At 63.2% G+C, this 14,889-nt stretch carries 14 protein-coding genes; 3 read left to right on the forward strand and 11 right to left on the reverse strand.

Annotation, left to right across the window (positions count from 1 at the left end):
* Positions 1-43: 43 nt before the first annotated feature.
* From uraD to D0B32_RS22395, 8 genes are all read right to left on the reverse strand, one after another.
* Complete coding sequence (gene uraD / locus D0B32_RS22360) at positions 44-565, reverse strand: 2-oxo-4-hydroxy-4-carboxy-5-ureidoimidazoline decarboxylase (RefSeq protein WP_117336483.1); 522 nt, start codon at positions 563-565, stop codon at positions 44-46.
* Positions 562-1,512: an allantoinase PuuE gene (puuE, locus tag D0B32_RS22365; RefSeq protein WP_117336484.1), complete on the reverse strand. Its 951-nt coding sequence runs from the start codon at positions 1,510-1,512 to the stop codon at positions 562-564. The genes uraD and puuE overlap by 4 nt, the downstream gene beginning before the upstream one ends.
* Before the next feature lie 279 nt (positions 1,513-1,791).
* The gene (locus D0B32_RS22370) at positions 1,792-2,595 is read right to left on the reverse strand and encodes an aspartate/glutamate racemase family protein (RefSeq protein ID WP_117336485.1); all 804 of its coding nucleotides are present in this window, start codon (positions 2,593-2,595) and stop codon (positions 1,792-1,794) included.
* A 23-nt stretch (positions 2,596-2,618) separates the two neighbouring features.
* Positions 2,619-4,103 (reverse strand): NCS1 family nucleobase:cation symporter-1, encoded by a 1,485-nt coding sequence (locus D0B32_RS22375; protein ID WP_117336486.1) that lies wholly within the window; start codon positions 4,101-4,103, stop codon positions 2,619-2,621.
* A 319-nt stretch (positions 4,104-4,422) separates the two neighbouring features.
* A complete protein-coding gene (locus tag D0B32_RS22380; RefSeq protein WP_117336791.1) occupies positions 4,423-5,139 on the reverse strand; it encodes a GntR family transcriptional regulator in 717 nt (238 codons plus the stop codon).
* Between the two features lie 323 nt (positions 5,140-5,462).
* The gene (gene ldcA, locus D0B32_RS22385; RefSeq protein WP_117336487.1) at positions 5,463-6,389 is read right to left on the reverse strand and encodes a muramoyltetrapeptide carboxypeptidase; all 927 of its coding nucleotides are present in this window, start codon (positions 6,387-6,389) and stop codon (positions 5,463-5,465) included.
* A gap of 32 nt (positions 6,390-6,421) precedes the next feature.
* The gene (gene tadA, locus D0B32_RS22390) at positions 6,422-7,066 is read right to left on the reverse strand and encodes a tRNA adenosine(34) deaminase TadA (protein ID WP_259295116.1); all 645 of its coding nucleotides are present in this window, start codon (positions 7,064-7,066) and stop codon (positions 6,422-6,424) included.
* A gap of 158 nt (positions 7,067-7,224) precedes the next feature.
* Positions 7,225-7,671: a DnaJ family domain-containing protein gene (locus D0B32_RS22395; RefSeq protein ID WP_117336792.1), complete on the reverse strand. Its 447-nt coding sequence runs from the start codon at positions 7,669-7,671 to the stop codon at positions 7,225-7,227.
* Positions 7,672-7,936: 265 nt separating this feature from the next.
* On the opposite strand from D0B32_RS22395, the gene D0B32_RS22400 reads away from it, so the two are divergent.
* The 3 genes from D0B32_RS22400 (at position 7,937) to D0B32_RS22410 (ending at position 10,725) form a co-directional block, all read left to right on the forward strand.
* On the forward strand, positions 7,937-8,200 hold the full coding sequence (locus tag D0B32_RS22400) for a hypothetical protein (RefSeq protein ID WP_117336488.1): 264 nt from the start codon (positions 7,937-7,939) through the stop codon (positions 8,198-8,200).
* Positions 8,201-8,321: 121 nt separating this feature from the next.
* Positions 8,322-9,833, forward strand: coding sequence for a RimK family alpha-L-glutamate ligase (locus tag D0B32_RS22405; RefSeq protein ID WP_117336489.1), 1,512 nt, complete (start codon positions 8,322-8,324; stop codon positions 9,831-9,833).
* 100 nt (positions 9,834-9,933) lie between these two features.
* Positions 9,934-10,725 (forward strand): SDR family NAD(P)-dependent oxidoreductase, encoded by a 792-nt coding sequence (locus tag D0B32_RS22410; protein WP_117336490.1) that lies wholly within the window; start codon positions 9,934-9,936, stop codon positions 10,723-10,725.
* Between the two features lie 52 nt (positions 10,726-10,777).
* Here the strand turns inward: D0B32_RS22410 and D0B32_RS22415 are convergent, their stop codons facing one another.
* The 3 genes from D0B32_RS22415 to D0B32_RS22425 all read right to left on the reverse strand — a co-directional run bounded on the left by D0B32_RS22415 (position 10,778) and on the right by D0B32_RS22425 (position 14,785).
* Positions 10,778-11,239, reverse strand: coding sequence for a hypothetical protein (locus D0B32_RS22415; protein WP_117336491.1), 462 nt, complete (start codon positions 11,237-11,239; stop codon positions 10,778-10,780).
* A gap of 125 nt (positions 11,240-11,364) precedes the next feature.
* Complete coding sequence (locus tag D0B32_RS22420; protein WP_117336492.1) at positions 11,365-12,579, reverse strand: PepSY domain-containing protein; 1,215 nt, start codon at positions 12,577-12,579, stop codon at positions 11,365-11,367.
* Positions 12,580-12,670: 91 nt separating this feature from the next.
* Positions 12,671-14,785, reverse strand: a complete 2,115-nt coding sequence (locus D0B32_RS22425; protein ID WP_259295094.1) for a TonB-dependent siderophore receptor — start codon at positions 14,783-14,785, stop codon at positions 12,671-12,673.
* Positions 14,786-14,889 lie beyond the last annotated feature (104 nt).

The following is a 14,889-nucleotide window of genomic DNA, read 5'->3' on the forward strand; positions in this document are numbered from 1 at the left end:
GTTAGTGCTGAAAAAACGCTTCGTTTCGGGGATCGCGACGCCGTCAAGCGTCGATCAGATCGTCGAGTCTGAAGCGTGCGATACGGTAGATCTGGTCGAGGCTCGCGCGCAGTTCGTCGGCACGGCTGTTGTTCACGCGCGCTTCGAAGTTGGCGATGATGCCGTGACGGTCATAGCCGCGCACCGCGAGAATGAACGGGAAGCCGAACTTCTCGCGGTAAGCCGCATTCAGGGAGAGCAGTTTGTCGAACTCTTCCTGCGTGCACTGCGAGAGGCCGGCGCCGCTCTGCTCGCGCGTGGATTCAGCGGTCAGTTCGCCGCGCACCGCTGCCTTGCCGGCGAGTTCCGGGTGGGCGTTGATGAGCGCAAGCTGCTTCGCTTCGCCTGCGGTTTCGACAGCCTTCGACATGGTCTGATGCAAGGCGTCGATGCTGGCATAGGGGCGCTCGTCGGCCGCGACTTCCGCGACCCACGGCGAGTGTTCGAAAATGCCCGACAGCGCCGCGACGAAGGCGTCGGTCGAGAGGCGGTTGAGTTGATCGAGTGTGTATTGCATCGCCTTCATGCCGCATCCCCGCGGTGGTTTTGTTGGTAAGGATGATATTCGCGCCAGTGCCGCGCAATGTCGACGCGCCGCGTGACCCAAACGCGATCATGCTGTTCGATGTGATCGAGGAAACGTTGCAGCGCGCGGAAGCGCCCAGGGCGTCCCAGCAAGCGGCAGTGCATGCCAATGGAGAGCATCTTCGGCGCTTCGTCGCCCTCTTCGTAGAGCACGTCGAATGCGTCGCGCAGGTAGGTGAAGAAGTGATCCGCGGTGTTGAAACCCTGCGGGCTCGCGAAGCGCATGTCGTTGGTGTCGAGCGTGTACGGCACGATCAGTTGCGGCGTCTTCGCGCCGCCGGTGACTTCGACGTCCATCCAGAACGGCAGGTCATCGCCGTAGTAATCCGAGTCGTACAGGAAGCCGCCGTGTTCGGCGACCAGACGGCGCGTATTGGGACTGTCGCGGCCCGTGTACCAGCCCAGCGGACGCTCGCCCGTCACACGCTCGATCGCTTCCATGCCGAGCCGCATATGCTCCGCCTCTTTCTCCGGCGAAACATCCTGATAGTGAATCCAGCGATACCCGTGGCAGGCAATTTCATGCCCCAGTTCCACGAACGCACGCGCGACATCCGGGTATCGTTCAACCGCCATGCCCACGCCGAAAATCGTCAACGGCAGCTTGCGCTTTTCGAATTCACGGAGGATGCGCCACACACCTGCGCGTGATCCATATTCATAGATGGACTCCATGCTCATGTGGCGCGCCGGATAAGCGGCCGCCCCCACGATTTCCGACAGAAACTGCTCCGAGCCCGGATCGCCATGCAGCACGCAGTTTTCGCCGCCCTCTTCGTAATTGAGCACGAATTGCACCGCCACGCGCGCCCGCCCGGGCCAGTTTGCCTGCACCGGGTGGCGGCCGTAGCCGATCAGATCGCGAGGATAGTTCGAATCGAGTGGCATGGTTTTAGAATGGATGGTGACGAGGTGACGAATGAAGTGGCGAACAAGGTGTTGCAGGGTTCACGGCGCACGATTCAAGGCACGCGCCGTGTGAATCGCCACGGCAACGAGCCTGCTGCAAAACCCGGCGGCGGTCTCCCAGCGCCTGATAAACCAGTGTAGCGAAAACAGCCGGACGCGCCCATACACACGGGCAGATAGTGCGAGTCAGACCAAGTGTATGTGTCAGGCCCGCGCGCCGGGCGATTCGCCGCCTGGCGCGCTAGCGTTTACCCGCGTCTATGAAGCATGAGTTGGGACGTCCACTGCCACGCGTTGGTCGACGGTCGCTGCATTTGACTCAACCGCTCCCCCCGGACTGAAACTGGCCAGCGCACCGTCATAGCGCTTGGCAAGCGGCCGCGCGTAGTCGCCGCGTTTGGCCGTGCCGAGGCGCAGCGATACCAGCGCCTCCACCCATTTCACGGCTGCCGTCACGCCCTCGACAACCGGCGCGCCCAGCGCGTCCTCGATCTCCCGGCACAACTCGGCCATGCCCGCGCAACCCAGCACGATGGCGTCCGAGCCATCCTCCTCGAGCGCACGGCGGCATTCGTCGAGAATGATGCGGCGGGCTTCCGAGCCGGGCCGGTCGAGTTCGAGCACGGCGACGTCGGTGGCGCGCACGTTGCGGCAGAAACGCGTCATGCCGTAGCGCTCCGCCAGATGCCAGGCGATGCCGCAGGTGCGTGAGAGCGTCGTCACGACAGAGAACCCGGGCGCGAGCACGCTGGCCGCGTGCATCGCCGCTTCGGCAATGCCGATCACCGGACCCCGCGCCAGTTCGCGCGCTGCGTAAAGACCGGGGTCACCGAAACAGGCGATCACGTAGCCATCCACGCCCTCACGCTCACCCGCCGCCACTTCGGCCAGCAGGCCCGGCGTGGCAAGCGCTTCGTCGTAATAGCCTTCAATGGAAGGAGGCCCCATTGTCGGGCTGACTGCGATCACCTCGGTGCCAGCGGCGACGACTTCCCGCGCACAGCGCCCCATTGCATCGGTCATGCGCTGGGTGGTGTTGGGGTTGATCAATTTGATGCGCATCTTGGACTCCTGTTACAGCCTGCTTACTTGAGCGTCAGCACACGGTAGAACAAAGCACCGAGCCCCGCGCCAATGAACCACGAAAAATTCGCCATGCCGTCGAGCGAAGGCACCATCACGCAGATCACCGCGATCACGGCCGCCGGCAGCAATGCCGCCACCGCCTTGTAATTGACGCCGTTGCGATACCAGTATGAACCCGTCGTCGACACCGTGTAGAGATCGTTCAGCACGATCTTCTGGCGTTTGACCAGATAGAAGTCGATGATCAGGACACCATACAAAGGTCCGATGAAGCTGCCGAGCACGTCCAGCGTGTAGTGAATCACGGCCGGATTGTTGAACAGGTTCCACGGCGTGATGAAAATCGAAGCCACCGCCGCCAGCATCCCGCCCATGCGCCAGCTGATCAGGCGCGGTGCAACGTTGGAAAAATCGAATGCCGGCGAAACGAAGTTCGCTACGATATTGATCCCGATCGTCGCAATCGTAAAGGTCAGCGCGCCGAGAATCACCGCGGTCGGATAGTCGATGCGGCCCACCGTTTCCACCGGGTCGGTGATCAACTGACCGAACACCGGCAGCGTGGCTGCTGTCGTCACCACCGTGACGAGCGAAAACGCCAGAAAGTTGACCGGCAAACCCCAGAAATTGCCGCGCTTCACGCTGCGAAAGCTCTTGCCGTAACGCGAGAAGTCACCAAAATTGAGCATCGGGCCTGAGAAATACGACACCACCAGCGAGATCGCCGTGATCATCACCGGCACCACTTCGAGGCCGTGATATTTGACGCCGCCCAGGTTGATACCAATGTTTTGCCAACCTGCGCGCCACACCATGTAGCCGGCGAGAATGAACATCACCACGTACACGGCCGGCCCGGCGAAGTCGATGAACTTCTTGATGGTCTCCATGCCGTGCCAGAACACCAGCGCCTGGAGTACCCACAGCAGCATGAAGCCGCACCAGCCGAGCGTCGAGAGGCCGAGCATTCCGTGATGATGGACATCCGCATACGGCAGCAACTGTGGAATGAATTTCAGCAGCACGATCACCAGCGCGCTGGACGCCAGATAGGTCTGGATACCGTACCACGCCACCGCGATCAAGCCGCGAATCACGGCCGGAATATTCGCGCCGAGCACGCCGAACGTCGCCCGGCAGGCAACCGGATACGGCACGCCGTTTTGCTGGCTCGGCTTGGCGATCAGGTTGCACAGCAGATTGACGATGGTGATACCCACCAGCAGCGAAATCAGCACCTGCCAGCTCGTCAGACCGAGTGCGAACAGACTGCCCGCGAAGACGTAGCCACCCACGCTGTGCACGTCCGACATCCAGAACGCGAAGATGTTGTACGCACTCCACGTCTGATTGCGCAACGGCGCGAGGTCATGGTTGTAGAGCCGCTCGCTGTAGCCGGCGGGCATGGACGCCTCGTCGCTGGCATCGGTGCTCTCGAAAGCAGGTATGGCGGGGTTGTGCGGTGCTGCGCTGTACTGAGACATAGCTCCTCCTTAAGGATAGGACCGTCGATCGGCATCGACGGCGCTGCATCCGGCATGTCGCGCGTCCTGCTCACAGGTGAAGCACACAGACATGGCGGCCCCGCGGATATTCGGTACGTAAGTACTTTTTATGAGCGCCACGCTTTCCGCCGCGGACGGTGAGCGAGCGTGTTTGCGAATGCACGACGCCGGGTGGGCGGCCGCGCGCCGGCCGTGGGCGAGTTGCGCCACACCGCCTGTCGCGATGATTGTTTAGTACACCTTCATTTACAGCGTGTACGCATGGCTGGTCAGAACACGCGCACGCCGGGTCGGGACTTCAGGGTGAAGCAGAATTTCCAGTGCGCGCGCCGAATACTTCGTGCAGATCCGCTGCGCCGCGCGCCGGCCGGTCGAGCATCTTGAGTTCGACGCTCTGCAGATGGCGCGACATCAAGGCCGCCGCCTCCTTCGCCTTGCCCGCGTCGAGCGCGGCGAGAATCGCTTCGTGGTCTTCAAATGAACACGGACTGCGGCCGAGCGATTCGTACAGCGCTGAAATCAGCGTGGAGCGCGCGACGAGCCCGTTCAGGCAATCGCATAGCACCGTATTGCCGGTCAGCGCCGCGAGTTCCGTGTGAAACTCACCGGACAACCGGATCCAGGCCGAAAAATCGCGCGTCTCGAACGCTTTGCGCTCACGCCCGATCATGCTGCCAATCGTCTTCAGGCGACGCGGACCGTGGCCCGAACAGATCTTCTCGACCACCGCCAGTTCGATGATGCGGCGCATCTCGAACACCTCGTGCACCTCTTGCAGCGAGGGACTCGCGACGAACGCGCCACGATTCGGTTCGAGATCGACGAGCCGGTCGGTGGCCAGTTGCGCCAGCGCTTGCCGGATCGGCCCGCGCTTGACGCCGAATACTTCGCACAACTGTGCTTCAGTCAATTTTGCGCCGGGCGCCAGACGATGCTCGAGAATCGCCGCGCGAATGCGTTCAGCAATCGCTTCGGGTTTCGAACCATTCGGGGTGGCTAAAATCGGCGTCGACATCATGAGCGCTCCGGTATGTTGGTCATCTTAGGATGGACATAAAGATTGTCAACAATTTTTATCGTTCTGCGCTGACAATCGAGTCGGGGCCTGCCATTGAGCCACCTCAGGATTTACCCGAAGCCCTGTTCAACAAGGCTCTTCACGATTATTCGTGCGCATGTCAGCGGCGGATTGGCGGCGAATTTTGTCAACAAAACGGACGCCGGCCGTGTTGCAAGCATGTCGTGAGGTGCTTAAAAATCTGGGCTGTTAGTTGCGTTTGAAACCCAAAAAAACAGGCGGACATTGCTGCCCGCCTGCTTCTTCCGTTCAACCAGAATTCAACTGAGGAAAGGATAGCCCGAAGCCGTCAGTTTGAAACCATGCGCATCGGCGACCAAATGGGCGTCCGCCCCTACCGGCAGCGTCACGAGATTGGGAATGTGACCAAACTGCAGCCCGGTGATCACCGGAATGCCGACCACCGAGCGCATGTGCTCGACCATTGCGTTCAGATCGTAGCCGTTGTCGGACTCGAAGGATTTGCCACCGGAAAAGTCGCCCAGCACCAGCGCCTGCTGCCGCTCGAGAATCCCCGCGAGGTGCAGTTGATACAGCGTGCGTTCGATCCGGAACGGTTGCTCGTTGACATCCTCGACAAACAGGATGCCGCCCTCCACGGGCGGCATATACGGCGTGCCGACGAGCGAGGCCAGCACGGCCAGATTGCCGCCCCACAACGTGCCGCTGACATCGACGTTGCGCGGTTGCGGCACGGTGCTGGTCAGCGTCAGGGTCGGTTTGGTCAAGGCTTGCCAGAAGTGTTGCTGCATGGCGTCGTTCAGGTCCTCGGCGCCGAAATCGCTCATCAGCATCGGACCACCGAAGGTCGTCAAGCCGGCGCGGGCCAGCAACGCCAGCTGGATGGCGGTGAAATCGCTGTGCCCGACGAAGGCGACCGGCTGATCCGTCAGACGTCGTTGCAGGCCCTCGTAGTCGAGACCATGCAGGATGCGCACCGCGCCGTAACCGCCGCGCACCGCGAGCACGATGTCCGGCAGCTTGCGGGAGGGATCAGCGAGGCGGTTCAATTCGGCGGCCCGCTCGCCGTCGGTGCCGGCGAAACGCTGATAGCGGCGTTCCGTGGCGCCCGTGCCTTCGACGTGGTGTCCCTGCGCACGCAGGCGTTTCAAGCCGCGATGCACCGCATCCGGATCAACCGGATAGCCAGAAGGAGCAATCAGTTTGAAGGTGCGATGGGCAGTCATGATCGGCAATCGCAATGAAATGGAGGTTTGTTCTAGGGTAGCCTTGCTGGCCCCGTCTCGTCCGTGGCAGCGCGTCCTGTCTGGTCCGCCGCGGCGCACGCAGCAGACGCAGCATGCACAGCAGGCACAGCAGGTGCAGCCTCGTGCGCAGCAGCCCGTGCCGCGCGCGCCTCACGCACCGCCCGCCGGCGTTCCGCGAAAAACAACTTGAGCGCCGCGCCGCATTCGTCTTCGAGCGCACCGCCCGCGACCGTCGTGTGATGATTGAGCTGCGGATTGGCGAAGGCGTCGACGACGCTGCCACACGCGCCCGTCTTCGGATCGCGCGCGCCGAACACCACCCGCGCGATCCGGGCATGCATGATTGCGCCGGCACACATCAGACACGGTTCGAGCGTCACATACAGCTCGCATCCCGGCAAGCGGTAATTTTGGAGTGTATGTGCGGCCGCGCGCAATGCGACCATTTCGGCGTGGGCGGACGGGTCGTGCGCGCCAATCGGATGATTGAAACCTTTGGCGATGACCTCGTCGCCGCGTACCAGCACCGCGCCCACCGGAACTTCGCCCGCGGCACGGGCTTCCTCGGCGGCGGCTTGCGCCAGTTTCATGAAGTGCAGATCACGCTCGGAAAACGAGACCGGCGTCGGGTGATGGGTGGATGGCGCTGTGGCCAGTTCGGCTGCGCCGGCCGGAAGCCCGGAGGTCGCCGTGGTGAGGGGCAGCGTTTCGGCAGGAATTACGGAGGCGGAATCTGCGGCAGAAGCGGAGGCCGAACCCGCGTCCGTGCCGGAGGTCGAGCCCGAGCCTGGCGACGCCGCGGGAAGCGGCTCGCTCACTGCGGCTCCCTCGCCTTCGTAGCCCCGAATGGAGATCCGGACGCAACCCCGGAAGCCGAGCCAGGCTCACCACCGGCCGCGCGCCCCGAAAGACGTTCGGCGATGCGGCGGCAGTACTCGCGCGGCATCACCAGCGGGCCGCCGCGCAAGGACTCGAGCGCCATGTCGAGCGCCAGCATGCGCGCCTGCAACCTGCAACGCGCCGAAGGATCGCTCACCGCGTTCAGTTCCTTCTGCAGATCGCACAGCGCTCGCAGTTGCTCCACGGCAGGCGGCACGAAGCCCGCATTCTTCAGGATGCGGTTCGCGACGCGCACTTCCTGGGGCACCAGGACATCGTCATCCAGCGCGAGCGGCGCGCCCGCGCCCGGTAAATCGTCGAACTCACCACGCGCCGCTGCGGCGGCAATTCGCTGTTCGACTAACGCATCAAGCAATCTCATCTGCAGTCCACTACGTTGCGGCCAACGCATTCTATCAGGGACCCGCGCGCAGATTTCAAGCTCCTGACTGACGATCCCTTCGGATTTTCGGATTCGGCGTATTTGAGGCGCGCATGTTGGCCGCTACGGTTCGGGGTGCCTGGCTGTTCCATTCGCTTCGTGCTGCTTCATGTTGCGTGTAGGACGGTCAGGCTTACACATTGCCTACGCGAGAGCCAACGGCCCGCGCCGTAGCGCGTTCTAACTCACCAAGCCCCGATTTCTCATGTTCATCAAGTTGCGAAGCACCAACCGTCTGCTTTCGATCAGCCGGCAAACAGACCTGTCATTGCAAGGCGATTACGCCACCTCAACCCCCAGCGTGGCCCAGCGTAACAACGTCGCGCCAAAGCACGCGTCGCTCGCCCGCGTGCTCCTGATTGGCGGCGCCGCGGCCGTCGCACTCTCGGGATGCGGCGTATTCTGCGGCGCAGGCGGCGGCAGCGGCGGCGGCTTCGCCGGCGGGTGCGCCACCGGCATGCGTTTCTGACCCCTCTGCGTAAATTCCTGCAACGGGCGGGCGAACGCCTGTAATCTGGATGCCGCGCGCGCCGCCCCTTCCCCGGCCGCGCCATCGCGCATTGTCGTCACGACGCCCATCCCGCAGGACTATGACTTCAGATTCCAATCGCCGCCCGGCCGATGCGGACCGCTCCGCCATCGGCCACCCCGACAACAACAAGGCCGCTCCCCCAGCCGCCGCCGCGAACATGGCAGCCGCCGCGACCACTGCAGCCACCAACGCACCCACGAGCGCGACCACAAGCGCGACCACAAGCGATCAGGCAGCCAACGAACCCGCAGCCGATACCGAACCCGCCGACCCCGCCCGCCAGCGCGCCCTGGCCGACGCATGCCGCGCCGCCGGCGACGAACTTGGCGCGCTCGCCCATCTGATCGCCGCCCACACGCTGGATGCCTACGCCAGCCACGCGCCCGACGCCAGCGCGGCCAACCTGTGCGACGTCGCCACCGGCTATTTCATGAAAGGCGAGCACGAAACCGCCGCCCGCTGGTACCGACTCGTGCTGACGCTCGACCCGGAAACGGCCGCCGCCTGCCAGAACCTTGCGGCGATCCACGCAGGCGCGGGACGGGACGCCGAAGCCCATGCGTATCGCCAGCGCGCGTATCGAATCCAGCGCGTCTTCGTCGAGCAGGCGCCCGGCCAGACGCGCCGCGTGCTCGTGCTCTGCGCGGGCGGCAGCACCGGCAATGTGCCGTTCGAGGCGCTGCTGCCAGGTGCCGTCAACTGCCGGATCAAGTACGCGATCGACTACGCCGCCGACGCGGAAGACGCCCAGTTACCGCCCTACGATCTCGCCTTCAACGCAATCGGCGAACCGGACGTCGCCGCGCCGCTCGCCGAACGCATCGCACGCTTTGCGAGCCGTTGCCAGCGGCCCTTGCTCAATCCCCCTGCGGCGATCGAGCCAACGGCGCGGCACCGCATGCCCACGTTGCTCGCCGACCTCGATAACGTTCAGACAGCGCCGTGCGTACGTATTGACGCGCCGCCGGCATCGCGCGACGCGCTGGCCGCCCTGCTCGCCGGGCACGGCATCACGCTGCCGGCGCTGGCCCGTCCCGCTGCTACGCATGGCGGCGAAGGCCTGGTTCTCTGCGCGAGTCTTGCCGCGCTCGAAGACCGTCTCCACGCACTGGACGGTGCGCAGTACCTGACCGCCTTTCGCGACACACGTTCGGCGGACGGCCACTACCGCAAATACCGGATGATCTTTGTCGACCGCGAGCCGTTTCCGTATCACCTGGCGGTCTCACCGCAGTGGATGGTTCACTATTTTTCCGCCGACATGGAAAGCCACGCGTGGAAACTCGATGAAGAGCGGCGCTTCCTGAACGATCCGGCCGCCGCGCTCGGCGAGCCCGCCATGCAGGCGATCCGCGCCATTGGACGGCGGCTCGATCTGGATTACGCCGGCATCGACTTCACGCTATTGCCCGACGGCCAGGTGTTCGTCTTCGAGGCCAATGCCACCATGCTGGCTCACTTCGAGCGCAACACCGGCGCGCTGGCCCACAAGAACCCATACGTGGCAGAGATCGTCGCAGCCTTCGAGCGCATGCTGACGCGTCGGACGGCGCGGTACATTGCAAACTGATTTGGCCAACTGATCGGGCAAACTGAAGATCATCACGACAGGCAGTCCCGGCTTCCCTAAACTTTTGTAACCACGACACGAGCATCAGGAGACGACTTTCATGGACTTGAATCTGCGCGGAAAGATAGCGGTGCTGACCGGCGCGAGCGTTGGCATTGGCCTGGCAGTGGCCGAGGGGTTTGCGGCGGAAGGCGTGAATCTCGTCCTCGCCGCCCGTCAGCCGGAGCGCCTCGCCGATGCCGCCGGCCAGCTCGCAGCGAAATACGGCGTGCAGGCGGTGCCGGTTGCCGCGGACGTGGCAAGCGTCGAAGGTGTCGAGCAGATCGTCGCGGCCGCGCGTGAGCACTTTGGCGGCGTCGATATTCTGTTCAACAACGCCGGCACCGGCAGCAACGAAACCATCATGGAAGCGCCCGACGAGAAGTGGCAGGCGTACTGGGAATTGCACGTCATGGCCGCGGTGCGTCTTGCCCGTGGCCTCGTGCCCTTGATGAAGCAGCGTGGCGGCGGCGTGATTCTCAACAACGCGTCGATCTGCGCAGTGCAACCGCTTGGCTACGAGCCAATCTACAACGTGACCAAAGCGGCCCTCTTGATGCTGTCGAAAAACCTCGCCAACGAGCTCATCAAGGACAACATTCGCGTCAACACCATCAACCCCGGTTTGATTCTCACGCCGGACTGGATCAAGACCGCGAAGCAGTTGACGCAGGACTCGGGCGGCGACTGGGAAGGCCATCTGCAACAGGTGGCCGACGAGCACGCGCCCATCCGGCGCTTCGCGTCGCCGGCAGAGCTGGCCGATTTCATTGTGTTTCTATGCTCGGAGCGGGCCAGCTACAGCGTCGGGGCCGCGTATTTCGTCGACGGCGGCATGTTGAAAACCGTCTGACGTCTACCGCACACGTGGGCGCCGTGGGGCGCCCACGCCCTCACCTTCGCCTTCAGTTAGCCGACAGATGCTGGCTCAGGAACGGTGCAAAGCCGTTTTGCACCGTGGTGATCTTCTTCACGCATTCGTCGTAGTCCGAACCCATTGCACGCTCCGGACCGTACATGCCGCGGCATTGCGCGTAAAGCGTGATGGTTGCGCCCGCACCCTTCGCCTCGCGCGTGGCGGAAAAGACCGCGTCGCCAGAACTGCTGGGCACGTCCGATTCGATTGCCACCGCGTCCGCGCGCACGATCGGCATTTGCGAATGCTGCGTCACGTAGCCCTTGGTCAACTGCCACGCCTGCTCGCATTGGGCTGCGTCCGCACACGTCACGACGGCGCTGCGTTGCGCTTCTTCCAGACGGCGCTCGGAATGGGAGAAATCGTTGGCTCGCGCCGCTTCTTTATCAGCGGACGAGGCGCAGCCCACCAAAGCAAGCGCCGCTAGCCCGACAGCAATCATCTTTTTCACGGGTTGAAAGTCCAGAGTCAAAATCGAGGACGATTATAGACGGGCGCGCATGGCAACTACCGAAGTTACCCTCGCGAGCGCGCAGGCCGCAAGCAAACTCAGCCCGCCGCATAAAACACGGCCCCTCAGGACTTCGCCAGCCTGCCGCTCGTCGCCCGCTGCGCTGCGCTGCGTCGCGCCTTCAGCTTCCTGATCCAGATGACGAGACCGGTCGCGCTCAGCATGGCGACGATCAGACCCATCGCGCTGATCATGATGCGGCCCGCGAGACCAATAATACGGCCTGAATGCAGCGGGAATTGCGCCTGCAGGAAGATATCGCCGGCGCTGCCTTCACCTGGAATCGAACTGCCGACGCGTTGGCCATTGCGGCCATCCCAGTAGAGCCACGCCGTACCGAGACCCGAACGCACCACGTTGTCACCCGGCTGAAAAAAGCCGACGCCGAAGAGATGCAGCCCCTCGAATTCGAAGATCGCGCCCGGCGGTTCGTCCAGCTTCAGGTCGCGCCCCGTGGCGGCCGCCAGTGCGACCATGCGCTCGCGGCTCAGCATGGGCGCGGGTGGATTCGACGTCGCGCGCAATTCCGGATTGCTGGCCGCATCCGGCGCGAGGGTCGAAAAGAACGACACGATGGGGCGCACCACGGGTGCCTCGAGGTTCATCGAAATGGAAGTGGTGGCGATGACCGCGAGCAGCCCCCACACCCACACACCGCCCGAGCGATGCAGATCGAACACCAGCGGATAACCGCCGCGCTGCACGCGGAACGTGAACGACTTGCGCCACGTTCTGAAACTGGGAAAGGCGAGTACCAGTGCGATCACACTGTCGAACAGCCAGACGATGCCCACCACGCCCATCAACCAGACGCCGGTTGCGATGCCGTTCCCCGTGGTGGGCAAAAACAGCGTGTAGTGCAGTTGATAAATGAATGGCAGCAGATTGAGCCGCTTCACTGACAACGCGCCCCACTCGCGGCGTCCCTGCACCACGCCCGTGCCGGGGTCGATGGCGAGCTGATTGAAGTCCAGCGCGTAGGGCTGATGCGTCGCCGGATTGATTCGGGATGCTACACGAATCTGCAAGGTGCGCCCCGGCGCGACGCCGAGCGGCAGATAGGTGACACGCACGCGCGGGTCCGCCGCTTCGACGCGATTGGCGAGTTCGAGCGAAGAAAGCGCCGGCGCGTTCGAACGCGCGTGATAGAAGTCCGGATTCAGCAGGGCGTCGAGTTCCTCGTTCCACGCGATGATCGATCCCGTCAGACCGGACATGAAGAGGAACAGCGCCGTGCCGATGCCAAACCAGCGGTGCAGACGAACGAGGACCGGTCTCATGTCAGGGTCCCCCAAAGCACGCGCTGCGGCCGCAGCGTGCGCGCCGCAGCAGCAAGCTCGTACGTGGCGAACACCGTGACCGCGGCCAAGTTCAGAACTCCATCGTCGCGCTCATCACAGCCGTGCGGGTCGGTGATGGCGACACGTAATAGCCCCAGGCCGTGGTCCAGTAACGGCGATTGAGCAGATTGTTGATGCCCGCGCGCAACGTCACGTCCTTGCCGGCCACGCGCGTTTCGTACTTGCCGCTCAGGTCGTAGGTGACATAGGCCGGCACGAACTGGGTGTTCGCGGCGTCCACCGCCATGTTGCCCACGTATTTGCCGCCGAACGCGAGCGTAAGCGGACGTAGATATGACGGGTTGTATTCGACGCGGCCCGTCGCCGTGAAGCGCGGCGCACCATAAATACGCTTGCCTTCAATGCTCGGATCTTCGATGTCCACCGCCTTCGCATCGAGCCACATCACGCCGCCCAGCACGCGCCACTCGCTCGACAGTTGCAGCCAGCCGCCGGCGTCGACGCCGGTGTAGCGTTTGGTGCCGTCCTGCACGAAGACGTTCTCGGTATTCGTGTAGTTGTAGCCCTGGTCGACACGGAACAGCGCCACATTGGCGCCCCACCTGCTGTGATCCGTCTTGAAGCCCACCTCATACTGCTTGCTGCGCAGCGGCCCAAACGTGGCCGGATAGTTGAGGTTGGTGTTCGAAGCCGAACCGCCCTGTTCGAGCGACTCCACGTAGCTCGCGTACACGGTGGAATACGGATCCGTCTTGAACATCAGCGCGAGCGTCGGCGTGACCGGATTCGCGCTGTATTGCGACGTCACCGTGGCGCCCGGATCGTAGACGTTCTCGCGGTATTGCGTATAGCGCACGCCCAGCAGCGCCGAGAGACGCGAGGTGAACTGCACCGTATCGCTCGCATACAGCGCGGCCTGCGTGGTGCGCGACTGGCGATACAGGTCCTCGCCCACGTTCACGTCCGCGTTGCTCAGCAACGTGCTGCTATAGAGGTTGCCCGTGCCGAGACTAAAGCCTTCGTTCCAGCCTTCGCTATTCGAGTACTCGCTGGTTTGCGTCTGGTAGCCCGCGCCGATCACCACGTCATGCTTGATGCTGCCGGTGTTGAACTGGCCTTGCACCATCGCGTCGACGTTCTGATAGAAGTAACGCGTCATCGCCGCGTACAGCGTGTTCGAGTAGTCGCCCGCCTGGTCGTAGACGTAAATCAGGCTGTCGGAATTGGTGCGGTTCTCCTTGGCGAAGCGGTACTTCAGGCTCGCATGCCAGTTGTCGGAGAGACGATAGTCGAGGCCCGTGCCGAACGAGGCCATTTCGGTCTCGTAGTAGTTCTGCGGCTGCGTGAGATCGCGATTGATCGAACTCGCATCCGGAATGCCCAGACCCGTGCCGAACATCAGGCCGAACAGTGTGCCGTTGGTTTTGCGCTTCTGATAGAAACCGTCCACGCTCCACGTGAGATCCGGCGTGATACGAAAATCGAGCGCGAGTGACGCCACCTGGCGCCGCACGTGACCATTCGGCTCTTCGGTGTTGCCATCTTCGTTGACGAGATTCAGGCGGAAGCCGAAGCGGTTGTCATTGCCGAAACGGCCGCCCAGATCCACCTTCTCGCTGAACACACCGGCCGTTTCATAGCCAACCGTGACGCTGCGATACGGATCGTCCGTCGGACGTTTGAGCACGTAATTGACGATGCCGCCCGGCGAACCGAAACCGTACATGAAGCCCGACAAGCCCTTGAGCAACTGCACCTGCTCGAACGGTTCGAGCGAGAGGTCCGTGTCCCACGAAGGGAAACTCTGACCGTCCACCTTGATGCCGTTGAGCGTGTCGATTGGCAGTCCGCGTACCGTGAACATCGAGTTTTCACTGACGCGGTTATTGCTGCTCTCCGACACCGCGGCGTCGTATTTGTAGAGGTCGGTGGCGGTCGTCGCCATCAGGTCCTGAGCCTGCTCGCTCGTCTTGACGTCGGTGGAAAACGGCGTGTCGACCTGCTTGCGCGAACCCAGTGCGCCGGCGTCGATGGTCTTGCCTTGTTTAGCCGGATCTTCAGCCGAGGCCGTCACGCTGACTGCGGGCAGCGTCACCGCATCTGCGGCAACCGTCTGCGCCCAGCCCGATGTGGATAAGGACGACAGCGACAAGCCCACGCTGGCGAGCAGCGCCGGCCCGAGCATGGCAGGGGGGCGGCTAAAACCCAGGCTTAAACCCCGACTCGAACCCCGCGGTAAAGCCCGCTTCGAACCCCGACCGGAACCACGGACGAAAGACTGACGTAAGG

The sequence above is a fragment of the Paraburkholderia sp. DHOC27 genome (assembly GCF_003429005.1).
Taxonomy (GTDB): domain Bacteria; phylum Pseudomonadota; class Gammaproteobacteria; order Burkholderiales; family Burkholderiaceae; genus Paraburkholderia.